This window comes from Lactobacillus laiwuensis (genome assembly GCF_019972835.1).
Lineage (GTDB): Bacteria > Bacillota > Bacilli > Lactobacillales > Lactobacillaceae > Lactobacillus > Lactobacillus laiwuensis.
In genome coordinates this window covers 1-24,347 of the sequence record NZ_BPPB01000005.1, presented here as the reverse complement: position 1 = coordinate 24,347, position 24,347 = coordinate 1, and the positions used below count along the sequence as shown (strand labels likewise).

The window sequence follows — 24,347 nt, the reverse complement described above, 5'->3', positions numbered from 1 at the left end:
GAATTTTAAACTTGGTGTATAATAAAATACTATTCAAACCAAATAATGTGTTTTTTATGATTAGTCTTAAGTGAACATCATTTGAATACATTTAAACTTTGTATGTCCAATGGCTGGATTTTAGTAACTAGACAACTCATAGTTATTGATAATAAATATTTCTCTGACTTTTTAATTGTGGCTGCAAAGACCAAAATATTAGTAATAGTTCTAGACTATGTTTTTCATATGGAGGAAGCATGATTATCAGTAATATTTGGTTGATTATTTTTGCCACTATTTCATCATTTTCCAGGGGAATAATATCAGTTATTGACCGTTATCAAATGGGGTATCGGAAGCAAAGCTCAATTGATGTGAACTTTTTAAATAATATTTGTAGCTCGGTTTTAGTGACTTTCTTTCTAATTTACGTCTTGCACAATTTTCCTAGTCCCAGAATAACCAACAACTATCTTATTAAAGTCCTTTTATATGCTTTTTTGGCGCAGATAGTTGCCTATGGTTACAGCTATGTGTTCAAAAAAGTTTCAATTATGCAGTCTGTGCTTTTGAGCAAGGTGACCGATCTTTTTATTCCTTGGGCCATCTTGCTGACTATGGGCTACTTTAGCAAATCCTCATATCTGGTTTCGATTATTTCCACGGTGATCGTAGTTATTTATATTGTTTTCGAACAGCGCCACAATAATTTAAATTTGAAAATTTTATTAACCACATTTGCCGTCATTGCGCCCTTGTTGATTATTCAAGCGGCACTTTCGCCGTTATTAACCAAAGGCCTTATCAAACCGATTGATCTGGTCTTTTTTACTATCATGACAATTTATGTGCGCTGCTTAATTACCTTAATTACTTTTATTTATAAAAACAAAACTCTTAAAATCAGCGCTGAAAATCTCAAAGGTAAGGTTTATCTAATTTATGGTTCCCGGGCGGTTTTGACTCTTTTAGCGCAAGTAACTTATACTTTGGCAACGTCTTCACCCAACTCAAGCATTGCCTGGATCTTTTTAAATATGACCTCTTTATACAGCGTCATCTTTGGCGATATTTTCCTTAAAGAAAAGATGAAATTTGCAGATATCTTGGTAATTGTGGCCATTTTTATCTTGGCTTTATTTTCAAAGTAACTGCAGGAGTTTGGAAAAATAAGAATTAAGCGCTATAATGGCGCTATGATTTGGAAACGCCGGTTCAAGGTAAATGTTGGTTTTTATTTGGGGATGAAACCTGCACTCTGAATTAAGTATTGGGGAATAATTAATGATAATTGAAACCAAGAACCTGGTGAAACGGTATCGTAAGGTGAAAGCAGCTAAGCTGTTTCACAAAGAATATCGCATTTTTGACGCAGTAAAAAATGTTTCTCTAGAGATTCATCAAGGAGATCATGTTGGCTTAGTGGGGTTAAATGGTTCCGGCAAGTCAACCTTGATCAAAATGATTTTAGGTATTTTGCAGCCTGATGGCGGCAGTATCAAGACTTTTGGTAGAGATCCGCTTAATAACAGACAAAAAAATGCGGCTAAAATAGGAGTAGTATTCGGGCAAAGAAGCCAATTACGCTGGGACTTGCCCGCAATAGACACCTTCAAACTCAACCGTGAAATATATCAAGTACCGGAGGATATTTTTACCAAACGGGTAACAAAGTTAGCGCGGATGTTGCAGGCTACCGAGTTTTTAACGCAACCGGTGCGCACCCTTAGTTTGGGTCAAAGGATGAAAGCTGAATTTATTGCAGCTCTTATTCACGATCCTGAACTGCTTATTTTAGATGAACCCACAATTGGACTTGACGTTCTGACTAAAAATAGCATCACGCAATTTTTACAACAATTGACTGATAAAACGATCATTTTCACTTCGCACGATCTCGATGAAGTAGCCAAAGTATGCTTACGCATTTTAATCCTGAATCAAGGCCAGTTGGTATTAGATCAAAGTAGTCTACAACTAGCAGAATTAGATGTGCCCACAACGGTCACGTTTACCAGTGCAGATAAATTAAGTGCTGATTTAATTAAGCAATGGCCCAACATGATGCAGCTTAAAAACGGTTCATACCAGATTGCAGGCATTAAGCAAGAAAATCTGAAAGAAGTGTTAAGTACAATTACTGCCCGCATCCCAGTTGCCAATATTGAAGTTAAGAGCAATAAATTGGCATATTTATTGGCGCACCTCAAACAGCAGGAGGTGCAGCAATGAAATATAGGCTAATGCTCATTAAAATAGGAATAAAAAAAGGTCTAGCCTCAAAATATGCTTTGATTTTCTGGCTGTTTTCATCTTTAATTTCGCTTACCGTACAGTATTTTTTGTGGCAAGCTGTTCTAACTGGCAAGCCAAACGGTGAATTTAAACAAACAATTAGTTATTTGGTATTAATGCAGCTTTTGACCGTGCTTTTTCCTAAAACCAGCTACGATGTGAATGATAAAGTTCGTTCTGGTGATATTGCACTTGACCTGTTAAAACCAGTAGCATTTGCAACGCAACTATTGTGGGAAAGCATTGGCTATTCAGTTGTCAAATTTGCAGTGATTGGTACAGTGGATTTATTAGTTTGTTTATGGATCCTGAACTTTAAAATTGCACTCAGCACCATTTTAATGGTCTTAGTGACAGCAATTTTAGCTTATCTATTATATTTTGAGCTGGAACTGCTTTTAGGGACGTTTTCTTTTTACACTTATAGTATTTGGGGCATCTCCACTTTTAAAGAGGCAATATTACTTGTTTTAGCTGGCAACATTTTCCCAACCAATTTTTATCCTGCCGTAATTAAAAAGGTGGCATCTTTTCTGCCATTTCAGTATTCATTTGGTGCAGTAGGAATGCTGGCACAAAAGCCATCGTGGAGTTTATTTATTCAAGTAGTTTTGATCCAGCTTTTCTACATTATCCTGTTCAACGTACTTTTTAAATTCTTGTTTAAGCGCTCCGTTGTTTCAACTGTGATTCAAGGAGGGTAATAATGAGATATTTAAAATTGTTAGCCACTTATTTAAAAGTAAATTTAAAAGCACTTGCTGTTTATGACCTGGACTTTTATTTTGCGCTAGCAGGGATGATCATTCAAAACTTGCTTAATATCCTCGCTTTAAGATTTATTTTTAATATTGTGCCCCGCATTAAAGGCTATAGTTTTGCACAGCTGCTTTTAACTTATGCCTTGGCAACTTTAGCTTTTGCTATTTTTCGCTGCTTTTTTATCAATGCACTCAACATTTCTGATTATATTCATGACGGGTGCTTAGATACAATCTTAATTAAACCAGTCAATCCTTTATTTCAGCTTGTTAATGAACGAGTCGATGAAGATGCGTGGGGCGATTTAATTGTTGCGCTTTTGTTGTTGATAATTGTGGATATTCAGTTACATAATCCGTGGTATATCACGGTCATGTTTATTTTTATCTCGCTTTTTACTTCTCTCATCTTCTTAGGACTAGCTGTATTAGGTAATATCGTTGCACTACTTTCTAATGGTTTAGCCAACTTGGCAGAAACAACATTTGACTTTTTTGACATGAGTAAATACCCGTTAGCGATCTATTCGTCGGCTTTAAGGCTAATTATGACCTTTATCTTGCCAATCGGCTGGGTTGCTTCAATTCCACAAGAAAAAATTGCAGTTAAGCACGAGTGGGTCTGGCTTTTACTAATTCCTGGCGCCTGTGTATTCTTTTTTATCCTAATTTATCAGTTATGGCGAGTGTTTTTACAAAAATACCAAAGTACTGGCAGCTAACACTAAAAAGCTCTGTAGCTTATGGCTACAGGGCTTTTTAAGTCTCTTAAACTCTTTTTCTTTTATTGCATTAAATCCTATTACTCAAAAATTGATTCCTGCAATAATTTTAAAAATAATTCTGCAACTGGTGATAAGTTAACTTCACGTTTCCAAACTACCCTGATAGCTTGCTGCAGCTCTGGCTGTAATTTTCTAAACGTAATGCCCGAATTTTTCGAAGTATCAGCTAATTTATCTAGAGTAAGCATTAATGCGGCATGATTCTTAACCATCAAAGTACCGTTAAAATTTAAATTATAACTGCCAATAAAATTGACTGAATCGTAATAATTTCCTAGCCAGTTTTGAAAAAGGTGCATTTTTTGCGCTTGCTGTGAATTTAATAAAGAGCGTCCTTGTAAATCTTCTGGTTTGATCACTGCTTTTTGCGCTAAAGGATCATTAGCAGGCATTAAAATTCCCCAAGTATCTCTTTCGGGTAAAGTTAAAGAGGCGTAATTAGCTAAAGGAACGTTCCCGATAATGACTGCAAAGTCAACCGTCCCGTTGTCTAACTTGCGTTCGGCATAACTGTAGTCTCCACTTAATAAGTGAATTTTAACAGAAGGATGCTCTTTAATAATTGCGCTGACCACATTCATGACCCGCTGCATCCCGAGGCTTTCTCCCGCAGCGATGGTTAAATCGCCACTAATAAAAGAAGCTTTTGTCAAGTTTCTTTTCGTTTTAGCAGTTAAATCTAAAATTTCCTGTGCCTGTTCAAGTAAATAATGACCTGCTGGAGTTAAAGCTAAATGCCGCGACTTACGGCTAAACAATTTAACGCCAAGCTCAGCTTCCAGTTCAGCAATTTGTCTTGATAAAGCTGGCTGGGAGATAAGCAGCTTTTTGGCGGCACGAGTCATATTGCCTTCTTGGGCCACGGCTACAAAGTAATTTAAAACTCTTAGTTCCATATTATCTTCTCCTTGCTAAATTGTTTTTGCCTCTAAAAAGTCCCTTTAATGCAAACAAGTTATACTAGATCATGTTTAAAAAGTATTTTACATAAAAAAGTAGTATGACTAAAATTTTAACTAATCGGTAAAATCGAAAGATAAAAAGCGCCTATAACTGTTAACTATAGGCTACTTTTTAACGATATTAGGCTGAAAAAACGAGTAAAATTGCTGCAGTCAACCTAATATATTTTTTTAGCTAATGCCTAAACTTAGATCTAAGTTTAGGTCTATCAGAAAGAGGAACAATAATGAAAATATCGGAAGTGGCTGAAAGAGTAGATTTAACTCCTGTAACTCTTAGATATTATGAAAAAATGGGTCTGATACCTGAAGTCAAAAAAGAGCACGGAGTTAGAAACTATGAGGAAAAAGATCTTACCTGGATTAGTTTTATTAAGTGCATGCGTCAAGTTAAAATTCCAGTTAATGATTTGCTGGAATATACTAAATTGATGCAGCAGGGCAGTGATACTAAGAAACCCAGACGGCAAATTTTAGTCAAAGAATTGCATAGGTTAGAAAAGCAAGATCAGAACATTCAGGCTACTATTGTTCGTTTGAAAAATAAGATTAGTTTATACGACCAAGGTAAAATACAATAAGCTAATTACCAGAGAAAGTTAACTAATAAACGGTCAACCTTACTATTTTCGTGTAGTTTACTGTGTTGAGCGCGAGGACCACGTATTTCTTTTTCCTGATATGAACGGGCGCGTTTACTGACTAAGTAACGGTAAGAGCGAGCAGAGTTAACGGTAACGTCACCATCACTGCCAGACCCCATATCACCATAGATATTCAAGACGTCAGTATTTTGAGGAAATTTTTTTCTCAAACTTAGAAGTCCGCGGTAGCCTGCACTCATTTTTTGCGGTTTGCCAGCGCGATTTAAGACAGTTTTATTTGGTGCCCCTTGTTCTCCAATATAACCGTTATAATGGCCGGCAATCGAAACCTGTTTATTTAGGTGAGGCATGTGCGAATTAGTGGCATTATTGCGCAAGTAATAGGCAATTTGTAAATTACCCATTGAATGTCCTACTAAATTGATGCGGTTAAAACGGTACCTTTTTTGCAGTGCATTAATTACGTCTTTAATATAATTGCTGCTTTTATTCATGGCAGCAATTTGATTATTTGTTCCAGCAAAAATGCTCTTATTATTTTGGAGGTTGACTTCAACTACCGGGTTTTTAGCCCGCTTTTTTATTGTCCCTATTAAGGTGACTTTACCATTAGAGCTAACATCGGCACGAATAACAGAATTAGTAGCATGCTGTTTTTGCGCATAAGCCACCATACTTTCTTCAGCATGGTAACTGCTGCCCCAGCCATGTACAAAAAGTGTTGGCGTAGCGATGCGAATGCTGGCACCATTTTCTTTTTGGTAGTTGTTTTTGAAGATGTAAACCGCAAGTAGCAATAACACTAATAACAATGTGCCTGCTATGATAGTTTTATGTTTTCTGGTCATTATTAATCAGCTCCTACTGTAGCCATAGTTTGCAGTTTATAAATTCTGTTGCACATCCGCCACAATTTGCTCAGTAGTTAAATGATTTTGCTGGTAAATTTCTTTAACTGGAGTTTGGTCAGTATAAACGCGCTTTTGGCCGTAATTGAGCACTTTAACTTTTTCTTTACCCAGATAAGAAGCCACTTTTTGCCCAAAACCACCATCTAGAGAGTTATCTTCAAGAGTAACAATTACTTGGTGATTAGCTGCTAACTGGTTCAGTGCTTGTTTGTCCAAAATATTGGCAGAGAGTGGATTAACTAGGGTAGCTCCTAATTTAGTTGCCACGTCTTTACCTAATTGATAAAAATCTCCTAGTGCCAAAACTGCCACATCTTTACCTGGTTTAACTTGATACTTAATTTCTGAATAATCAGTCGCTACTGTTTGTTCGTCTGAGTCTGGCACATTAGCCGGCATTTTAATAGCAACGGGGTGTTTTCTTTGGTTAATTGCCCACTTAATCATTGCTTTTTCTTCTTCTAGCATAGTAGGAGCTAAGTAAATCCAATTAGGTAAATTAGAAATCATTACTTGGTCAAAAATGCCCAAGTGTGTCTTAGATTGATTAGAAATTCGTCCTCCCGCAACTAACATTACGACAGGCAGGTCATTGGCAGCCGTATCGTGAGAAAGTTGGTCAAAAGCACGTTGTAAGAAAGTAGAATTTTCCATTAGAACTGGAATGCCACCTTCTTTAGCAAAACCAGTAGCAAAAGCAACTGACTCTTGTTCAGCAATACCAACGTCAGTGTAATGATCGGGATATTCTTTTTTGAACTCTTCCAGATCAAAGACACCCGGAATGGCCGCATCAATCGCCATGACATTTTTTCCTGCTTTAATTTCATTTTTAATCACATCGAGAGCAACTGAATTGGGAGTAGAACCCTGACTTTCTGGAGCAAGTGGCTGATCATTTTGTAAATTAAAGGGTGATACCCAGTGGTGAGCTTCTTCATCATTGATTGCAGGCTCATAGCCCTTGCCTTTAAGCGTATTAATGTGTAATAAAATTGGGTGGTCAACGTCTTTGACCGCTTTAAAAGCGGCAATCATATCAGCAAGGTTGTTACCGTCTGCGACATAGCGGTAATCAAAGCCCATTGCTGTAAACGGATTTTCGGCAGTCTGGCCATTTGTGTCTCGTAATTTTTTCAGAGCAGTCACTAAGCCGCCAACATTTTCATCAATTGACCATTGATTATCATTAACTACAACTACCAAGTTATGTTTTTCAATTGCAGCATTGTTTAAACCTTCAAAAGCCAGTCCGCCGGTCATTGAGCCGTCACCAATCAGTGCCATAATGTTCTCATGTTTGCCCATTAAGTCACGCGCTTTAGCCATTCCTGTTGCTAGAGCAATAGATGTTGAAGTGTGACCAATTGAGTAATAATCATAAGGACTTTCGTCCGGATTAGAATATGGAGTAACGTCTTCATAGTGGTCAGGATCAAGCCAGGCCTGTGCCCGTCCTGTTAACATTTTATGGGGGTATGTTTGGTGGGAAACGTCCCAAATAATTTTATCTTGGGGAGCATTAAAGACGTAATGATAGGCAATTGTAGCCTCCACAATTCCTAAATCGGGACCAAGGTGTCCGCCTTCAGCTGCATCTTTTTCTAAAATTAAAGTTCTGATTTCCTGGGCTAATTTTTCCATTTCAGAGATACTTAATTTTTTAAGATCTTTGGGTCCGGCAATCTGGTTTAGTAAAAAATCTTCATGTTTGTTCATTATCAAGTGCCTCCTGCACTAATTTATTCAATCTTTATTAATAATTATAAAATACTTTCCTGTAAGAGTGAGCTAGCAATTGTGTGAATTGCTCTCACCTGCAACATAAAATTTTATAATTATTAAAATTGTAGTACTTAATGTTAAGGTTAAGTCAAATAGCAAACTAAAATTTTTATTTAAAAAGAGCTTGATACCATTTAAACTATAATTATTGAGTAAGTCGCAAAACACGAAAACTAGTTAAGGAATCAAAATGACAATCGGAGAACTACTAAAAGAATTTCGCATTAGAAATTTAAAAACGCAAAAAGAGTGGACAGCGGGAATTGTTAGTCCTTCTTATTATTCAAAAGTAGAAAAAGGGATTCACCGCATTACTGCAGAAGATTTGCTGGCAATTCTAACTGCTAATCAGATTAAGCCGTGGGATTTTTTTAGTAAATTAAGTCCAGATCAAGCTCAGGATAATGCGGCTAGTTTTATAGAAGATGAAGTAAACAGGGCGTATTATCAAAATGACATTCAGAAAATTAGACAAATCAGGCAGTATGTAGCAGAGAGTGATTTCAAAGATCAAGAAAAAATGCTCTTGCTGATTGACTTTGAATTAGCTGATGCGGAAAATAAGCTGGCAGATTTAAGTGAAGTTAAAAAGAATAAATTAAAAAGCTGGCTCTTTGATCAAAATGATTTTGACGAAAAAGCATTGCGGATCTATATTAATTTGATTCCTATTTATGATTTGAAAAGCAATTTGCTAATAGGTAAAAAGGTAGTTGAAAAATTAAAGAACGTTTCAAAGCCGCGCCAGCAAGAAGAACTATTAGGAGCGATTTGTAATCTCTTAATGATCTGCATTGAACAACAGGCTTATAATGAAGCGCGTTATTTTGTTAAAGCTGCTAAAAACGTTAAGACGAGGCCTGAATTGTTTTTTTTGAAAAATGTATTAGTATTGCTGGAAAATATGATCAGCTATCATTTTGAGCATAAATCAGAATATTTATCTAAGTGCAAATGGGCTGTTAAAAATTTTACATTGCTGGGGATGCCGGAATATGGTGAACAAATAAAAATATTTTTTAATGAAAACCTAAATAAATAAAAAACTTGCTTATTAAAGATAAGTTAGTGGTATGATTAAGTTGTTGAGAAAACGCTTTTATAAGGGAGATGTTAATGATGAAAATAGGTTTTATTGGCACTGGCGTAATGGGCAATGCAATTTGTCTAAATTTGTTAAAGGCCGGTCATCAGTTATGGGTCTATAACCGGACAAAAAGCAAGACGGATAATTTAGTTGCTCAAGGTGCCACTTGGTGTGATAATCCTAAAGCCGTTGTTGAACATGCAGACACGATTTTTACAATTGTAGGTTTTCCAAAAGATGTTGAACAGGTTTATTTCGGCGATAACGGCATTTTGCAGGCGGATGTCAAAGGCAAAAACCTGGTTGATATGACAACTTCAAAACCAGCTTTAGCACAAAAAATATTTGCTGCAGGTGAAAAGCAGGGCGCTAAAGTACTGGATGCTCCTGTTTCCGGTGGTGACCTGGGCGCTAAAAATGGTACCTTGACCATCATGGTTGGTGGAGATGAATCTGCTTATCAAAACTTGGAACCTGTTTTTAAGGATTTCGGCAAGCAAGTTCACTATTTTGGACCAGCTGGTGCGGGTCAGAATACCAAAATGGCAAACCAAATTATGATTGCAGGGACGATGACTGGCATGACAGAAATGCTGGTTTATGCCAAAAAGGCCGGCCTTGACCTAGAAGCAGTTCTCAAAACCGTCGGTGCGGGTAGTGCTGCTAACTGGAGTCTAAGTAATTACGGTCCAAGAGTTTTAAAAGGTGACTATACCCCAGGCTTTTTCAGTAAACATTTTTTGAAAGATTTACGCATTGCTTTAGAGACAGCTAAAGAAATGAAAATTGAATTACCTGCTACTGAAGAAGCTAAAAAGTTATATGAGACTTTGGTTGATGAAAAGCATTTAGGCGACTTAGGTACACAGGGATTGATCAAACTGTGGTGGCAGTAAGTTTTAATTTTAAATAAACTAAAAACGGAATAGTTTCGTAATTGAAACTACTCCGCTTTTTTAATATGAGTAAGATTATTTGATTTTACTTTTGACCTCTGGCACACCATCTAAGACGTTGGCGTAGCGCGCTAAGATAAAAAGATAATCTGACAGGCGATTGATATATTTTAAACAAGCAGGAGCAAGTTTTTGCTCTTCAGCGTTCAACTTAGCCATTGAACGTTCTGCTCGTCTGGCCACTGTACGTGCATAATGCAGATGTGTGGCAGTAACCGAACCGCCAGGTAGAATGAAATGGGTTGTTTTAGGAATTTGTTCATTGAGGTTGTCGATTTCTTTTTCTAAATTCTCCACTTTTTCTGTCGTAATTTCTTCATGCCTTTTGACAACAATATCACTTTCAAGCTCATATAGGTCACGTTGCAGATTCTGTAAAGGATCATGCAATTTTTGACATTTGGCAGACAAGTTGGCAATTACAACTCCGAGATAAGAATCAAGTTCATCAATATCACCAACAGCGACAATTTGCAAATCATATTTAGGAACCATTTTACCGGTAACCTGTTTAGTGAAACCTTGATCGCCCACCTTGGTATAAATTTTAATTGTCATAACAGCCTCCGTTTATAATGATCTAGAGCAATGTTTAGTGGTTTGTATAAAATGGGATAAAATACTAAATCACCAATTGCATGATAAGTGTCAAAGACTAGACTGCCGGCCCAATATGCTAAAAAGGCGTTAAAACCACCAAAAATAGACATACCGAAGTCGACAAAGCAGCCGTATTCCCAGCCAAGAAAAACGGCGAGAATTAATTGTAAAGTAAAGTGTTTCTTAAGCGGTGTAAATTTACCTAGCAAAGCAACGGTTAAAACGCAACCGCCGTAAGCCAAAACCTGTGATACAGTCCAGATGCCAAAGCCTAAGTAAATGTTGGAGACGACCATGGTTAAAAGAGCTAAGGCAAAGCCAAAACCAAAACCAATATTTAAAGTCACAATCATTAAGATATCAGTCACTGGCTGGACATTAGGTACAGGTATAATCTTAAAAATTCTTAGTGCCACGCACATGGCAGTTAAAATGGCTAATAATGCTAATTTCTTGGTTGAATTACGTACCATAGGAAACTTTAAAAGCTAGTTTTTGCTAAAGTAAATTTAACCTTGTCTTTGTTTGCCAATTTTTGAATTGCGGCACCTTTTTGAGCAAACTTACCATTAATTCTGTAGGTCCAATAAATTTTTTTGCTTGGTTTTTGGCTCTTACCAGCAATAGAAGTAATGAAGCCATTAGTACTCTTTACTTTCCAGCACTTTCTTAAACCGCGCATTACTGTTGAATGTTTAGGCAATTTAACTGTCTTCTTTTTATAAGTCTTGTTGTGTACTTTCAGAGTATAAGTGACCTTGATCTTGCTGCTGGCATCAACCTGCTGAACGTTTTGGGTTGTTTCATAACCTGCAAACGTAAAGGTAAAAATAGTGGCAATTCCGGTTAAAACAGATAATTTGCTTTTTTTCATATAAAAACTCCCAATCTATAAATTTTTTGTGCAAGCACTAAAATATTTCGTACTTAGTTGCTTGCACGGACTTTTTACTTCATTTTGGCTAAAGTAAATTTGACTTTATCGTTACTTGCGACTTTCTGCTGGTTAGCACCTTTTGTGGCATATTTTCCGTTAACGGTGTAAGTCCAGTATATTTTCTTTTTGGCATTTTGCTTTTTACCATCAATTGCAGTAATGAACCCTTTATTGCTGTCTACCTTCCAGGCCTTTTTCAAACCAGTCATAACAGTAGACTTTTTAGGCACTTTGACTGTCTTTTTTTCTGTATCTTTTTTCGTAGCTAAAACATAGCTAACAGAAATATTATGGTTTGTTTTGGGCTTTTGCTGGGTCTGATTGTTCTGGCAACCGGATAAAGTAAAGGCAAAAATGGTTGCAACACTAGCAATTATTGGCAGCTTGCTTTTTTTCATAATTATAATTTCGCCTACCTAAATTATTTAACAGGACATGCACCGGATTCACAGTCAGTTTGGTCAACTAACTCCAAGTCTTTTTGATCATCATTTTGCTCAGCAAAGACTTGAGCGACATCACCAGTAATCTGGGCTTTTCTTTCTTCGTATTTCTCTTTATCGATCGGTTCTTTTGGCGCTTGCTTGAGTGAGCCGCCATAGTATGGCAACAGTGAAGTTGACTTAATTACATGACGGTATTGCTTAAAGAGTGAAGTAATCTTGTCACCTTCATCGCTTTGGAAAGTAACAGTACAACTAACTGCATTATCTGACCAGTAAGTTTGCAGGAATGCTTGCGTTGCAAACTGTTCTTCAATTGAAACTGTGCCAGCCGAAGCGAAGTTTTTACTATCAGCGTGAGCAGCACGTAATGGAAATTCAACACACGTTGTGTTTGGTGAATAAATATCAGGTTCTGAGTAGTAACCGCAGGCGTCCAGTGCTTTAAGCAGGGGATCAGAAGCTTGGAACCTGATTCTTTGAATGAGGTAACCGGCATAGTGGAAGTGCATACCTTCAGAAGCTCCAGCTAATTTGGCAACAGTGCCTGAAGGCTTAACGGTAGTGTGCTTGATTGATTCGTTGCAGTTTAAAGTCTTACTGTATTCTTTATCAGCAGCAATGACTGCCTGGTAGGCAGCAGTAACCATTTTAATTCCCTGAGGATCGTAAATCGGTTTCTTAATCTTTTCACCGGTTTCTTCATCAGTACCGTCTTCAAAGCCGGTAACAACGCGGTGACCTAAGTCGTTTAAGAGCCAGTCCTGAATTCCTGACATGGAAACGCCGATTCTGCGGTTTTTATAAATGATGTTACGGGAAATTTCCCAGTCATAGTCACTGAAGGTTACCCGTTTAGCGAAGCGAGTTGCTAATCTGAAAACGTCTTTCAGATCCCAGTTTTCTTGTTCAGCAATATATGGAAATACTTCAAACAGGTTGCATGGTTCACCGTTACCCAAGGAAATTTCTCCACAAGGATTAGTACCTTCAACATCACCATCAATATCTTTTTGATAACCGTCAATGATCCGGCCATAATTACGAGATAAATCCAGGTTAACTATTCCGGGTTCACCGTTTTCTCTAATACCGTTTGCGATTGGTTCGTATTCGTTAAACTTAGAGTCAATTGCTACACTGTTATTTGAGGCCCAGCGGTGGTGGTAGAGTTTATCTTTATCTTGTTTCATTGTGATAAAGTCTTGGTCAGTACTCGTACCTAAAGCGAGCTCTGCTGACCGTCTTACATTGCCGGCAACAACAGTTTTACCAATCAAGTTGCAGATATCAGTACAATCAACAGAGGTTAAGTTGCTGTTAACACGGTTGTTAATGATGTTGTTAATGTCAAAAAGCATTTCCACTAACGGCATTGGTCCAGAAGCCGTGCCGCCAAAACCGTGAATTTTAGCTCCGTAAGGACGAATTCTGCTGATATCGAGTACCAATTTAGTCTTATTTTCAGAATTGGTTTGATTAAAGTGCATATCAATAAGACGAGCGTTTGCTAAAACCCAGCCCTCGCGGGTATCAGGCAAGTTGTAATAAATATAATCTGACTTACCTTCGTTTTGCTTAGCCCATTCAGCTTTGTCAGTCGCGCCCAACTTAACTGAATCTGCGTATGAAGCACTCTTTTTGTCAATTACAATCGTTAAGTCAATTTTGTTATCGACTGCAGGAATCTTTTTAATATTGTCTTGCACAACAGAAAAGCCAACGCCGCCGCCTTTCATTAATTGGTCAAAAAGAAATGAAAAGGGCATTGAAACTGCTTTTTGCTTTTGGCCTAAATAATCGGGAACGATATGGCTGTCACCATATTTCTGTGGCCGAATAGCTATAAACCAGCAATTGTTCAAAGAGTCACCGTTGCGCTTTTGGTAGTCTGTACCAGAAACCCACAGGTTTCTTCCCGAAGGTGTTGCTCCTAATCCGTAAACCAGTTTAAATAAATCCTTAGCCTCGTCTGTTAATTCGTTAACTACTTCTGTTGAAGGGGAATCTTTGAGACGAGGATCCAAATTAATGTTGCCCTCGATTACGCGTTTAACCGTTTCGTCCCAATTTTCAGAACGATTTTTTTCAGGAAGCCATCTGGCGTAGGTCCTTTTATAAGTAACCCAGCCAAGCTCTCCCCAATGGGGAGTGACATTTTGTTTCACTTGATCAATGTAACCCTGATCTAAGGTTATGCTCGTATTTTTCATGTTCAAAGTTACTCCTTAAAATTAATTATTGTTCCACAGACACATTATCTATGGGCTCAACTAGAACTATACCACAATATCTTGTATTTTCTAGAGCAAAGTTTACTCTCAAACACAAGTGAAAAGCATTAAATGATGTGCGAGTAAGTTATAGAGGGTAATAAAAAAACATATAGAATTCAGAGCAACAAAAAAGCACAATAAGTTGAATCTAGTACTTATTATGCTTGAATATATCTTTAATTTTTTAGGTTAAATTAATGCCTGACCGCAGCGAAGAAAAGGAAGATTAACCCTAGAAAAATGATTGCAGGAATGAATAAGTGAATTAAGAGAAAGAAAGCAAGAGCACAAGCTAAAAGGAAAAATAGGATTTTGACAATCCCAATGCCCATTTTGACTAAAAGCCAAATGAGAAACAAAATCACTAATAATGTAAACATGCCCAATCACCCCTTTTGCTTAAATTAAAGGATATTATATCTTATTTTGTGAAATAGCAGTAGCAATGTAAGCAAAATTTAAAAATAGTTAATTATGTCCTTTATCAGTGAAATATTGTTATAATGAATCTCCACACTATTTTTAGTGAATACGCATTATATTCTTAGGAATATTTGGAGAGGAAGAAATTGCTTGCGTTATAAACAAATAATTTTTGATGTTGATGATACTTTGATTGACTTTGCTGCCACGGAAAGTTTTGCATTGCATAGTCTCTTTAAAGCACATCACTGGCAGTTAACTGATGAAATGCAACGTGATTACCATGCATATAATCAAGGACTGTGGCGTAAGCTGGAACAAGGCAAGATCAATTATGATCAGCTGAGTAGAATGGCTTTTACCAATTTTATTAAAGAAAATTTGGGCATTGCAGTTGATGGCTTAGCAATAATGAATGAATACCGCTCGTATTTTGGTGAGTCGTACAAGTTGCTGCCGGGAGTTATGGATACTTTGCGGTATGCCCGTAAACAAAATTATTGCTTAACGGTTTTAAGCAACGGTGAGACCTTCATGCAAAGGCATCGCTTGGAATTAGCGGGGATTAAGGATTATTTTTCTTTAATTGTGACATCTGAAGAAGCTGGTTTTTCTAAGCCTGATACCCGGATTTTTGATTACTTTTTTGCTCATACTAATATTGGTCCAGCAGATACTGTCTTTTTTGGTGACGGACTGCAGTCAGACATATTAGGAGCAGAAAACTATGGTTTTGACAGTATTTGGTATAACCATCGCAGGCGCAAGAATAAGATGAATCTGCATCCGCTGTATGAAGTAACTACTTATCCGCAATTTGTAACTTTACTAAAAAGTGACTTTCAAAAGCAGCCGCAATAATTGCTATTTTTTGCTGTAGAAGTATAGCTCAGTTCGGTATAATAGTGGTGAGAGGTGAAAAATTATGACTAGCAAAATTCAATCTTTAAATGACACTTATGAATTAAATAATGGCGTCAAAATCCCAGTTATCGGACTGGGAACTTGGCAAACTCCTGATGGTGAAGTTGCTCAAAAAACCGTTGAGGATGCGCTGAGTCTCGGTTATCGCTTAATTGATACTGCTGCTGCCTACGGCAATGAGGAAAACATTGGCCGGGGCATTAAACGAAGTGGAGTTAACAGGCGTGACTTATTTGTGACGACTAAGTTGTGGAATGATCATCACGGTTACCAGAAAACTAAAGCAGCAATTGATGAAAGTTTAACTAAACTGGATTTAGATTATCTTGATTTGTACTTAATCCATTGGCCTAATCCGGCTCCGGTGCGTGATCACTGGGCTGAATTGAATGCGGAAAGCTGGCAGGCAATGGAAGAGGCAGTTCAAGCAGGAAAAATTCGCGCAATTGGCGTTTCCAACTTTAGACGTAAACACCTGGATGAGCTTCTAAAAACCGCTAAGATCCGTCCTGCTGTTAATCAAATTTATCTCAACCCTAGTGATATGGAAGAAGACGTAACGGCTTATAATAAAGAACTTGGTATTCTAAGCGAGGCATATTCGCCACTAGGTAGAGGTGGTTTGTTTGCCAATGATACGGTAGTTTCTATTGCGCAACATTATGATAAAAGCCCAGCACAAGTTTTATTACGCTGGTCATTGCAACATGGTTTTGTTCCACTACCAAAATCAGTTCACCGCGAGCGCCTTGAAGCTAATTTGCAGGTCTTTGACTTTACTATTACTGCGGCTGATATGGCAAAACTTGATGGTTTGCATGGAGCAGCCCAAGTAGCAAATGATCCAGACCAAACAGATTTTTAAAAGGTGCTTGTTGATGAAAATTGGCTTTATTGGAGCTGGTAAAATTGGCTCTGCAATTATTGAGGGCTTGTTGAATGCCCAAAATCCTAATGAAGACATTTATGTTTTTGACGGTGGACGCCATCACACTGCGCAAAAAATGGCAGCTGAACGTCACTTAAGCTTGATTAATAATTATGAGGACTTTAATGCTTGTCAAGCAGTTATAGTAGCGGTAGGCGGATCTGCCACTGAAACAATCATCAAAAATTTAGGGCAAAAATATCACGGCATTATCCTGTCAACTGGCGGTGGTGATCTGACTCAAATTAATCAAAAGCTGCCAGCAGAAACTTCTTTTGCCAAAATAGTGCCCAATACACCAGTGCAAATTGGTGCGGGTATTACAGTTGCCAGCTTTATACCTGATGAAAAGCCGGCAGTAATTACTACTGTGAAAAACATTTTTACCCAAATGGGAGCAGTTTACGTTGTGCCTGAAAAACTACTAGGCATTTATGGTACTGTAGCTGGTTGCACGCCTGCTTACGTTGATTTAATGGTTGAAGCTCTCAGTGATGCCGCAGTACAGAATGGAGTTAACCGAGCTGAATCATACCAAATAATTAACCAGATGCTTTTGGGTACCAGTAAGTTGGCACTTGCTAGTAAAAAATTGCCCGAGGAGCTAAAAGATGAGGTTACTACGCCAGGCGGTTCGACAATTAGAGGCGTAACTAAACTAGAAGAGGAAGGCTTTAGAAACGCGCTAATTCAGGCGGTAAACGCTTCTGCTAATTAAAATAATCAATTAAAAAGACACCAGATAATTTTATCTGATGTCTTTTTTGACAATAAAGTGTATTTAAGAAGGGAAAAATAAGTTTAGAGACTAAAACTCTTTGTCCAAATCAACTGGAGTATCAGCTTTTTCACCCTTAATTAGCTTCAAGTTGTTGTCAAAAGCCTTGATAACCATGTTACGCACAGCATGGGTAGTATAAAAGGCTGTGTGTGGGGTTACCAAAACATTTGGCCGTGCAATCAAGTCAGCTAAACGCTTGTCAGGAAAGTCCTTATTACTGAAGTCACTGTTGAAAATACCAACTTCATTTTCATATGTGTCCATTACGAAGCCAAAGACTTTACCTGAGTCAAGACCACGAACAACTGCATCCGTGTCAACTAGTGGTCCACGGGAAACGTTGACAATAACGACGCCATCCTTCATCTTCTTGATCGAATCATCGTTAATCATATGAACATTTTCTGGAGTATCAGGAACATGAAGTGAAATAACGTCAGACTTAGCGTAAAGTTCATCTAAGTCATCAACGTAGTAACCCTTCTTTTCTAATTCTGGGTTCTTGAAGATATCGTAGGCAATAACCTTAGCGCCAAAGCCTTCCATGATTCTCATGAATACTTGACCAATATGGCCAGTACCTACAACACCAACAGTTTGGTCACGCACTTCACGGCCAATTGTAGGTGCCCAGCGCAGATCATGCTTAGCAACTTTTTCGTCCATAACTTTGTCTTGACGCAAAACTCTAGCAGCTTGGATAGCAGCGTGCTCGGCAATGGCATCTGGTGAATATACCGGAACATTAGTGATCTTAAAGCCTAATTCCTTAGCCTTTTTTAAGTCAATATTGTCAATACCGACGTTACGAATGGACCAGTTGTGAATGCCTAATTTGTCTAAAGCTTCAATAGTATCAGCCTTGTAATCCAGTTGCTGGTAAGTTACAACACCATCAGCACCTTTAGCTAATTCAGCCGTTTCAGGGGTGAGAAGTTGATCAGTGAAATCAACATCAACATCCTTGTGAGCCTCTTTCCATTCATGAACATAAGGTTCTTCATCTTTACGAATGGCGTAAGCATAAATTTTAGTCATAAAATCTAACCTCCAAAGATTATTATTGTTGTCTCTTGTGCTATTATACACTTGCTTAACGTGATTGAAAAATATAAAAATGTGAAAAATTTATTTTTTTAAAAATGCTGTTATATCAGTAATCGCTTACATTTATGTTGTACAAGGAATTATAGCAAAACAAAAAAATTACAATTATTTTTTACTGAGGTAGTGAAAAATATAACAGCAAATTTGATAAAAATACCTAATACCGCTAAAAAAATAATACTGAAAAAAATAATAGAAGTTTTGAGTCCCAGTGAAAAAACTATATAATGAAGAAAATAAATAATAAGGAGAAGAAAATGATCTTAATTTCGTGGAATATCGACTCACTAAATGCAGCTTTAACTGGAACTTCCTCGCGTGCAGTGGCAACACGCCAGGTTTTAGAAAAAATACATGCTCAAAATGCAGATATTGTAGCAATTCAAGAAACAAAGTTGCGCTCGACAGGACCTACCAAAAAACATTTGGCAATATTAGATCAAGAGTGTCCAGAATATGATATAGTATGGCGCTCATCAGAAGAACCGGCCCGTAAAGGTTATGCTGGTACTATGTTTTTGTATAAAAAAGAACTTAAGCCTAAAGTAACTTATCCCCTGATTGGGGCACCAGAACCGATGGATCATGAAGGCAGAATTATTACGTTGGAGTTTCCTGAGTATTTTGTGACCCAGGTTTATACGCCAAATTCAGGTAATGGCCTAAAGCGCTTAAGTGAACGGCAAGTATGGGATGAAAAATACACTGCCTATTTGCAAAAATTGGATCAGGAAAAGCCGGTTTTGGCTAGCGGTGATTACAACTGCGCTCACCATGAAATTGACCTGAAACATCCGGATACAAACCATCATTCTGCCGGTTTTACAGATGAAGAGCGAGCAGATTTTACTAAAATGCTTAAGGCCGGCTTCACCGATACCTTTAGAAAAATAAATGGCAACGTTGAGGGAGTTTACTCTTGGTGGGCTCAACGTGTAAGGACTGCTAAGGCTAATAATTCAGGCTGGAGAATTGATTATTGGCTGACAAGCAATAGAATTACTGATAAGGTCAAGCGTTCTGAGATGATGGATACAGGAGAGCGTGCTGATCACTGTCCAATTTTATTAGAAATAGATTTATAACATAGTAGAAAAAAGGAATCCATCGGGTGGGTTTCTTTTTCTTTTGTGCAAAATAGCTTTGAGGTGATGTTGAATGAATGAGCCTTTGCAGGATGCTATTCTCAATGGTTTGTATGATCCCAAATACCCAGGTCATGAATTATTAGGACCAAAACTGCTGCAAAATAATAAACAGGAGAATATCTGGCTGACACTGCGCCAAGAGCTTCTTAGCTGCCACAGTTTTACTTGGGCGGTAGCGTTTGTCACTGAAGATATGCTTGTTCCCTTTAAAGTCGTCATGGCTGATTTGGCTAACAGAAATATTACGGGTACTTTAATTACAGGTGACTACTTAGAATTTAACAACCCCAAAGTTTTTCGTGAGTTACTAAAAATTCCCAACTTAAGAGTTAAAATTACCTCCCAAAATGGTTTTCATGCTAAAGGTTATCTTTTTGAACACGAAGATTGGCAGACTTTAGTTATCGGTAGCGCTAATTTTACCCGGTCAGCTCTACTCAGCAACTGTGAGTGGGCTTTGAAAATCAGTTCAAAGAATAATGCGACATTAACTAACCAGATTGCCCAGCAGTTACATGAATTAAAAAATAACAGTATGCCTTTGTCTGAAAGTTGGATAAGTGAATATGAGCAAAACTGGGTAAAACCACAGTCGCAATCTCAGGTTCAATTAAATGAAAAAGCTGAAATTGTGCCAAATAAGATGCAAGAAGAGGCTTTGCATGAATTAAAGGGACTAATTGATAATGGACAAAAACGTGGCCTGGTAGTTTCAGCGACAGGGACAGGCAAAACATATTTGGGAGCATTTGCAGTCAAAGATTTTAAACCCCAGAAGTTTCTTTATGTTGTCCACCGCGAGCAAATTGCCAAAAAAGCCTTAAAAAGTTTTCACCAAGTGATTGGTGGCAAGTCATCTGATTACGGGTTATTAACAGGACATAAGCATCAGCTTGAACGCAAATATGTTTTTGCGACCGTGCAAACTTTAAGTCAGCCAGATGTACTTGCAAGCTTGAAGGCGACAACTTTCGATTATATCCTGATTGATGAGGCTCATCGGGCAGCTGCTCCTAGCTACCAACGCATTTTTGCCAAATTCAAGCCCCAATTTTGGCTGGGGATGACTGCCACTCCGGAAAGAATGGATGACCAGGATGTTTATCGCTTGTTTGACTATAATTTAGCTTACGAGATCCGTTTGCGTGAGGCACTAGAAGAAAAAATGCTGGCTCCCTTTCATTATGTTGGCGTTGAGGATTATGAAGTAGATGGTGCAACGATTGATGAAACTACCAATTTGCGCAGACTGCTGGCACCCGAACGGGTAGACTATGTTTTAAAGCAGTTGGATTACTATGGCTACTGCGGTTCACAAGCCAAAGGGTTGGTTTTTTGCAGTCGCCAAGAAGAAGCGCGTGAATTGGCGCAAAGCTTTTCAGAGCGCAAACACCCTGCGATCGCCTTAACTAATGAAGACAGTGAAAAAAGAAGGCTGCAAGTAGTCAGGCAACTGGAACAGGGCAAAATTGATTACATTATTACCGTTGATCTCTTTAATGAAGGAATTGATATTCCGGCTTTAAATCAGATTATTATGCTCCGTAATACGCAGTCCAGCATTGTTTTTATCCAGCAGCTGGGTCGCGGCTTGCGTAAATATCCTGGTAAAGATTATGTGACTGTCATTGACTTTATTGGTAACTACAAAAATAATTATCTGATTCCGATCGCTTTGAATCAGGATGACAGTCGTTCGCAGGATAAGGCCCGTCAGGAAAGTGTGCTTCCTGGTTTTATTGATGTTTCAACAATTAATTTCAGTCAAATTGCTTCTGCTAAGATTTTAGCTTCGCTGGAGCAGATTAAATTGGACAGCATTAAGGAATTGCGGCAATCTTACCAAGAATTAGCGCAAAAAATAGGGCGTCCGCCTCTGCTATTTGATTTTTACCGTTACGGTTCAACTTCACCAATGGTCTTTGCCAATAATCATAGCCTTGGGCACTATGGCGAGTTCCTGGCCAAGATGGGGGAGCCTGTAAAGCTAAATCGTTATGAAAGTGCCGTTTTGTCTTTTGTTACTAAAGAATTATTGAATGGTAAAAGGCCACATGAACTACTACTTTTGCAATTGCTTTTAGAAAAAGAGCAGGTTAGTCAGGAAGAATTTGAGAAAAAACTGCATGATTATGGTGCTTATGTTAATGAAAGAGTGCTGACATCGGTTGAAAACATACTTTCGCTCAACTTTTTTGACATCAAACAAGGCAAGACAACGAAAAAATACCAGTATGGCGGTCAACCTCTTATAGTCAAAATTGATTTGTTTGACTATTCATTAGCACCAATATTGGCACAATCTCTTAACCAAAATGAAACTTTTAGGAAATTATTTAGAGATGTGATTAAAACGGGTTTGGCACTTAATCAAGACTATGACAATCACAAACAATTTACCCTTTACCAGCAATATGATCGTAAAGATGTTTGTCGGTTGTTAAACTGGCCCAAAGATGTTTCCGCACCTATGTATGGCTATCGTGTGGATGAAAACGAAACGCCTATTTTTATTACTTATCAAAAAGATTCGACTAAAAAACGCAATGCTTTGTACCATAATACGCTAGAAGACGGTCGCTGTTTGCGTTGGTATACGAGATCGCCCCGTCATCTAGAATCAGATGAAGTTCAGAGGCTGCTTAATACTCCTCAGATGAAGCTGTTGCTTTTTGTTAAGAAGAGCGATGCGATTGGCAAGCAATTTTACTATTTAGGACAGGTAGATATTCAAAAGGATACGGTCAAGGAAGAATTACTGGGGCCAAAGAAAAAAGCTGCGGTAGGGATGAATTTGCTGCTAGAAAAGCCATTGAGTACAAAAATGTATGAGCTACTATTTGATGAATAAGAAAAAGTCTAAGAGTTGAACTTCTTAGACTTTTTGAGTTAGCAAAGAAAGTAATATTTTTAAATATTAAAAGGATTATTACAAAACAAAGGACCAACAAATCACGTTGATAAATGCTGATTTATTAGTCCTTTTGATATGTAAGTAGGAAATCACTTTAGCTAATTTTTTGATAAAAACCTAGCGCTCTACAAAAGTATTAGGTTTGATACGTTTCAGGATTTCGTATCCTACATCTTTTTGATCATTTTCATTATCGTTAGTTTGATTTAAAAACATAACAATTCCATTCTGATTATCAGCAGTTAGCTGCACCCAGGTGCCAAAATGCTGTCCCTTAAAGCTGCCGTACGCGTTCCTAATATTATCATTATTATATAGGTACATTCCACCTGAATAGTTAACTACTTTGCTTTTTAGGTGAGTCAAATAATAGAAATCATCTTTATTTAAAATTGTGCCGTCTGTTAAGCCTACCTGAATTTTGTAATATTCTGCAGGAGTAGAAAACAAATTACCAGCGCCAGGAATTTGTGAAACTAAGCTTTTCTTGAGATAAGTTGCTTTTTGATAGTTCTTGCCTCCATTTGAATAGTATGAAATTGGATCCGTCATTTTCTTAGGGATGTTTTGGTAAAGATAGGTATTTTTTAAATTTAACTTATCAATAATACGTGTTTGCAGGTTGTCTTCGTATGACTTGCCTGTAACTTGCCTAATGATGCCGGTAAGTAAAATATAATTACTATTATTGTAGTGATAATTACCTATTGTGTCAGACTTTGAGGCATTGATATTGTTGACTACCCAGTTAATAGCATTATTTTCTGAATAATTATAGCCTCTGTCTATTTCTGTTTTAGTAGCCATAATTCCTGAAGTATGGGTCAGAAGATTGCCTACGGTAATATTATCGGCATTCTTAAGGTTAGGGTACCAGCGAGATATTTTGGTGTATTGAGTAAATTCGTCTTTGGTACCCTTGGTTTCATTAATTAGTTGAACTATCATCGCACCAGTAATTACTTTTTGCAGCGAAGCTGTGGGATAAACAACTTTGCTGCTGCCATTACCAATTCTTTTACCATACCAGGCATAACCATAACTGATTGTCTGTGGTACCCCATTTTGTACTACTGTGACTATGCCACGGACATTGTGTTTCTTAAAAGTATTCCTGACAAAATTATACATTTCAGTCTGCTTATTATTAGTGATAGTTGCTGCATTAACTTGACTGGTTGCAGTGACTAAAGGTGTGGTAGCAATAACTAAAGAAGCCACCATTGTAATAAATTTATGCTTCAAAATAATTTTTCTCCTTAAAATATAGTTGTATTATAAAACTTTAAAATTAATTGGGGTATACGAAAAGATTAAATTTAGATAACGTTTGTAATTCGTCTGAAAATATTTTGTATTTGTTCTGATATTGAAAAGTGCTAGAAAGATAGGACTTTTTTGCTTTAACAGAAAAAATAATAAAAAAATACTTGCAAAAGAGAAAAATAATTGCTAGTATTAATAACTGTCGTCGGGCAATGAGCCGCAAGGCAAGAGGCCTAAGCAGGCAGGAAAAAAATCGAGTAAAAGCAGTTGACAAAATTGCGCTGCTTTAGTAAGATAATAAACGCTGTCGGGGGAAGACGGCAAACAGGTCCCAGAAAAAAGTGCTTGACAAAAGCGCGTGAATCTGGGAAAATAAAAAAGCTGTTTTAAAGAAGCAGCAGGTAGTACCTTGAAAACTGAACAATGTTTTCGCAAAAATGTGCGGGTTATCAAGAACCCAAAACAAAAGAG

24 protein-coding genes are annotated in these 24,347 nt (G+C 37.6%); 13 read left to right on the top strand and 11 right to left on the bottom strand.

The genetic code is table 11. From position 1 onward, the window contains the following. Positions 1–81: 81 nt before the first annotated feature. The 5 genes from LDM92_RS04515 (at position 82) to LDM92_RS04495 (ending at position 3,760) form a co-directional block, all read left to right on the top strand. Positions 82–243: a hypothetical protein gene (locus LDM92_RS04515; protein ID WP_187154036.1), complete on the top strand. Its 162-nt coding sequence runs from the start codon at positions 82–84 to the stop codon at positions 241–243. Then, positions 240–1,133, top strand: a complete 894-nt coding sequence (locus tag LDM92_RS04510) for an EamA family transporter (protein ID WP_223902217.1) — start codon at positions 240–242, stop codon at positions 1,131–1,133. Before LDM92_RS04515 ends, LDM92_RS04510 begins: the two co-directional genes overlap by 4 nt. Positions 1,134–1,266: 133 nt before the next feature. Next, positions 1,267–2,214 carry an ABC transporter ATP-binding protein gene (locus LDM92_RS04505; RefSeq protein ID WP_223902216.1) on the top strand — a complete coding sequence of 316 codons (948 nt, stop codon included), beginning with the start codon at positions 1,267–1,269 and terminating at the stop codon, positions 2,212–2,214. After that, the gene (locus LDM92_RS04500) at positions 2,211–2,981 is read left to right on the top strand and encodes an ABC transporter permease (protein WP_110445381.1); all 771 of its coding nucleotides are present in this window, start codon (positions 2,211–2,213) and stop codon (positions 2,979–2,981) included. Before LDM92_RS04505 ends, LDM92_RS04500 begins: the two co-directional genes overlap by 4 nt. Continuing rightward, positions 2,981–3,760 (top strand): ABC transporter permease, encoded by a 780-nt coding sequence (locus tag LDM92_RS04495; protein WP_309294910.1) that lies wholly within the window; start codon positions 2,981–2,983, stop codon positions 3,758–3,760. Before LDM92_RS04500 ends, LDM92_RS04495 begins: the two co-directional genes overlap by 1 nt. A gap of 80 nt (positions 3,761–3,840) precedes the next feature. On the opposite strand, the gene LDM92_RS04490 is transcribed toward LDM92_RS04495, so the two are convergent. Next, positions 3,841–4,719 carry a LysR family transcriptional regulator gene (locus LDM92_RS04490; RefSeq protein ID WP_223902214.1) on the bottom strand — a complete coding sequence of 293 codons (879 nt, stop codon included), beginning with the start codon at positions 4,717–4,719 and terminating at the stop codon, positions 3,841–3,843. A gap of 293 nt (positions 4,720–5,012) precedes the next feature. Between LDM92_RS04490 and LDM92_RS04485 the strand changes: the two genes are divergently transcribed. Then, positions 5,013–5,366: a MerR family transcriptional regulator gene (locus tag LDM92_RS04485; RefSeq protein WP_223902213.1), complete on the top strand. Its 354-nt coding sequence runs from the start codon at positions 5,013–5,015 to the stop codon at positions 5,364–5,366. A 5-nt stretch (positions 5,367–5,371) separates the two neighbouring features. Here the strand turns inward: LDM92_RS04485 and LDM92_RS04480 are convergent, their stop codons facing one another. Together LDM92_RS04480 and LDM92_RS04475 are read right to left on the bottom strand one after the other, a co-directional pair. Beyond that, on the bottom strand, positions 5,372–6,238 hold the full coding sequence (locus LDM92_RS04480) for an alpha/beta hydrolase (protein ID WP_223902212.1): 867 nt from the start codon (positions 6,236–6,238) through the stop codon (positions 5,372–5,374). A gap of 36 nt (positions 6,239–6,274) precedes the next feature. After that, on the bottom strand, positions 6,275–8,020 hold the full coding sequence (locus tag LDM92_RS04475) for a 1-deoxy-D-xylulose-5-phosphate synthase (RefSeq protein WP_223902211.1): 1,746 nt from the start codon (positions 8,018–8,020) through the stop codon (positions 6,275–6,277). Positions 8,021–8,276: 256 nt separating this feature from the next. On the opposite strand from LDM92_RS04475, the gene LDM92_RS04470 reads away from it, so the two are divergent. Then, positions 8,277–9,128 carry a helix-turn-helix domain-containing protein gene (locus LDM92_RS04470; RefSeq protein ID WP_223902210.1) on the top strand — a complete coding sequence of 284 codons (852 nt, stop codon included), beginning with the start codon at positions 8,277–8,279 and terminating at the stop codon, positions 9,126–9,128. A gap of 77 nt (positions 9,129–9,205) precedes the next feature. Continuing rightward, positions 9,206–10,069 (top strand): NAD(P)-dependent oxidoreductase, encoded by an 864-nt coding sequence (locus tag LDM92_RS04465; protein WP_223902395.1) that lies wholly within the window; start codon positions 9,206–9,208, stop codon positions 10,067–10,069. Between the two features lie 75 nt (positions 10,070–10,144). Here the strand turns inward: LDM92_RS04465 and LDM92_RS04460 are convergent, their stop codons facing one another. The 5 genes from LDM92_RS04460 to nrdJ all read right to left on the bottom strand — a co-directional run bounded on the left by LDM92_RS04460 (position 10,145) and on the right by nrdJ (position 14,322). Further along, positions 10,145–10,687, bottom strand: a complete 543-nt coding sequence (locus LDM92_RS04460) for a cob(I)yrinic acid a,c-diamide adenosyltransferase (RefSeq protein ID WP_046331384.1) — start codon at positions 10,685–10,687, stop codon at positions 10,145–10,147. Next, complete coding sequence (locus tag LDM92_RS04455; RefSeq protein ID WP_045927323.1) at positions 10,684–11,202, bottom strand: ECF transporter S component; 519 nt, start codon at positions 11,200–11,202, stop codon at positions 10,684–10,686. The genes LDM92_RS04460 and LDM92_RS04455 overlap by 4 nt, the downstream gene beginning before the upstream one ends. 8 nt (positions 11,203–11,210) lie before the next feature. Next, positions 11,211–11,603, bottom strand: a complete 393-nt coding sequence (locus LDM92_RS04450) for a DUF4430 domain-containing protein (RefSeq protein ID WP_122051746.1) — start codon at positions 11,601–11,603, stop codon at positions 11,211–11,213. 74 nt (positions 11,604–11,677) lie between these two features. Continuing rightward, on the bottom strand, positions 11,678–12,064 hold the full coding sequence (locus LDM92_RS04445; protein WP_122051747.1) for a DUF4430 domain-containing protein: 387 nt from the start codon (positions 12,062–12,064) through the stop codon (positions 11,678–11,680). A 23-nt stretch (positions 12,065–12,087) separates the two neighbouring features. Continuing rightward, entirely contained in the window at positions 12,088–14,322 is a 2,235-nt protein-coding gene (gene nrdJ / locus LDM92_RS04440; protein WP_223902209.1) for a ribonucleoside-triphosphate reductase, adenosylcobalamin-dependent, read from the bottom strand. 636 nt (positions 14,323–14,958) lie between these two features. On the opposite strand from nrdJ, the gene LDM92_RS04435 reads away from it, so the two are divergent. The 3 genes from LDM92_RS04435 to proC all read left to right on the top strand — a co-directional run bounded on the left by LDM92_RS04435 (position 14,959) and on the right by proC (position 17,378). Then, positions 14,959–15,669 (top strand): YjjG family noncanonical pyrimidine nucleotidase, encoded by a 711-nt coding sequence (locus tag LDM92_RS04435; RefSeq protein ID WP_223902208.1) that lies wholly within the window; start codon positions 14,959–14,961, stop codon positions 15,667–15,669. Between the two features lie 64 nt (positions 15,670–15,733). Further along, entirely contained in the window at positions 15,734–16,597 is an 864-nt protein-coding gene (locus LDM92_RS04430) for an aldo/keto reductase (RefSeq protein ID WP_223902207.1), read from the top strand. Between the two features lie 13 nt (positions 16,598–16,610). Next, a complete protein-coding gene (proC, locus tag LDM92_RS04425; RefSeq protein WP_223902206.1) occupies positions 16,611–17,378 on the top strand; it encodes a pyrroline-5-carboxylate reductase in 768 nt (255 codons plus the stop codon). A 90-nt stretch (positions 17,379–17,468) separates the two neighbouring features. Here the strand turns inward: proC and LDM92_RS04420 are convergent, their stop codons facing one another. Further along, on the bottom strand, positions 17,469–18,479 hold the full coding sequence (locus tag LDM92_RS04420; protein WP_046331393.1) for a D-2-hydroxyacid dehydrogenase: 1,011 nt from the start codon (positions 18,477–18,479) through the stop codon (positions 17,469–17,471). 326 nt (positions 18,480–18,805) lie between these two features. Here LDM92_RS04420 and LDM92_RS04415 point away from each other — a divergent pair, with 326 nt between their 5' ends. Together LDM92_RS04415 and LDM92_RS04410 are read left to right on the top strand one after the other, a co-directional pair. Further along, positions 18,806–19,633: an exodeoxyribonuclease III gene (locus tag LDM92_RS04415; RefSeq protein ID WP_223902205.1), complete on the top strand. Its 828-nt coding sequence runs from the start codon at positions 18,806–18,808 to the stop codon at positions 19,631–19,633. 73 nt (positions 19,634–19,706) lie between these two features. After that, positions 19,707–22,547, top strand: a complete 2,841-nt coding sequence (locus LDM92_RS04410) for a DEAD/DEAH box helicase (protein WP_223902204.1) — start codon at positions 19,707–19,709, stop codon at positions 22,545–22,547. A 180-nt stretch (positions 22,548–22,727) separates the two neighbouring features. Here LDM92_RS04410 and LDM92_RS04405 read toward each other — a convergent pair whose 3' ends face one another. Together LDM92_RS04405 and LDM92_RS04400 are read right to left on the bottom strand one after the other, a co-directional pair. After that, the gene (locus LDM92_RS04405) at positions 22,728–23,834 is read right to left on the bottom strand and encodes a serine hydrolase domain-containing protein (RefSeq protein WP_223902394.1); all 1,107 of its coding nucleotides are present in this window, start codon (positions 23,832–23,834) and stop codon (positions 22,728–22,730) included. Positions 23,835–24,162: 328 nt separating this feature from the next. Further along, positions 24,163–24,347: hypothetical protein (locus LDM92_RS04400; RefSeq protein ID WP_223902203.1), on the bottom strand; the 185-nt coding region annotated here is incomplete at its 5' end.

Bases quoted from the DNA above. Each gene is read 5' to 3' on its own strand.
- LDM92_RS04410 (WP_223902204.1), top strand. From the start codon at position 19,707: ATGAATGAGCCTTTGCAGGATGCTATTCTCAATGGTTTGTATGATCCC.
- nrdJ (WP_223902209.1), bottom strand. From the start codon at position 14,322: ATGAAAAATACGAGCATAACCTTAGATCAGGGTTACATTGATCAAGTG.
- LDM92_RS04460 (WP_046331384.1), bottom strand. From the start codon at position 10,687: ATGACAATTAAAATTTATACCAAGGTGGGCGATCAAGGTTTCACTAAA.
- LDM92_RS04470 (WP_223902210.1), top strand. From the start codon at position 8,277: ATGACAATCGGAGAACTACTAAAAGAATTTCGCATTAGAAATTTAAAA.
- LDM92_RS04445 (WP_122051747.1), bottom strand. From the start codon at position 12,064: ATGAAAAAAAGCAAGCTGCCAATAATTGCTAGTGTTGCAACCATTTTT.
- LDM92_RS04455 (WP_045927323.1), bottom strand. From the start codon at position 11,202: ATGGTACGTAATTCAACCAAGAAATTAGCATTATTAGCCATTTTAACT.
- LDM92_RS04480 (WP_223902212.1), bottom strand. From the start codon at position 6,238: ATGACCAGAAAACATAAAACTATCATAGCAGGCACATTGTTATTAGTG.
- LDM92_RS04500 (WP_110445381.1), top strand. From the start codon at position 2,211: ATGAAATATAGGCTAATGCTCATTAAAATAGGAATAAAAAAAGGTCTA.
- LDM92_RS04450 (WP_122051746.1), bottom strand. From the start codon at position 11,603: ATGAAAAAAAGCAAATTATCTGTTTTAACCGGAATTGCCACTATTTTT.
- LDM92_RS04485 (WP_223902213.1), top strand. From the start codon at position 5,013: ATGAAAATATCGGAAGTGGCTGAAAGAGTAGATTTAACTCCTGTAACT.
- LDM92_RS04490 (WP_223902214.1), bottom strand. From the start codon at position 4,719: ATGGAACTAAGAGTTTTAAATTACTTTGTAGCCGTGGCCCAAGAAGGC.
- proC (WP_223902206.1), top strand. From the start codon at position 16,611: ATGAAAATTGGCTTTATTGGAGCTGGTAAAATTGGCTCTGCAATTATT.
- LDM92_RS04405 (WP_223902394.1), bottom strand. From the start codon at position 23,834: ATGGTGGCTTCTTTAGTTATTGCTACCACACCTTTAGTCACTGCAACC.
- LDM92_RS04415 (WP_223902205.1), top strand. From the start codon at position 18,806: ATGATCTTAATTTCGTGGAATATCGACTCACTAAATGCAGCTTTAACT.
- LDM92_RS04505 (WP_223902216.1), top strand. From the start codon at position 1,267: ATGATAATTGAAACCAAGAACCTGGTGAAACGGTATCGTAAGGTGAAA.
- LDM92_RS04475 (WP_223902211.1), bottom strand. From the start codon at position 8,020: ATGAACAAACATGAAGATTTTTTACTAAACCAGATTGCCGGACCCAAA.
- LDM92_RS04510 (WP_223902217.1), top strand. From the start codon at position 240: ATGATTATCAGTAATATTTGGTTGATTATTTTTGCCACTATTTCATCA.
- LDM92_RS04465 (WP_223902395.1), top strand. From the start codon at position 9,206: ATGAAAATAGGTTTTATTGGCACTGGCGTAATGGGCAATGCAATTTGT.
- LDM92_RS04420 (WP_046331393.1), bottom strand. From the start codon at position 18,479: ATGACTAAAATTTATGCTTACGCCATTCGTAAAGATGAAGAACCTTAT.
- LDM92_RS04430 (WP_223902207.1), top strand. From the start codon at position 15,734: ATGACTAGCAAAATTCAATCTTTAAATGACACTTATGAATTAAATAAT.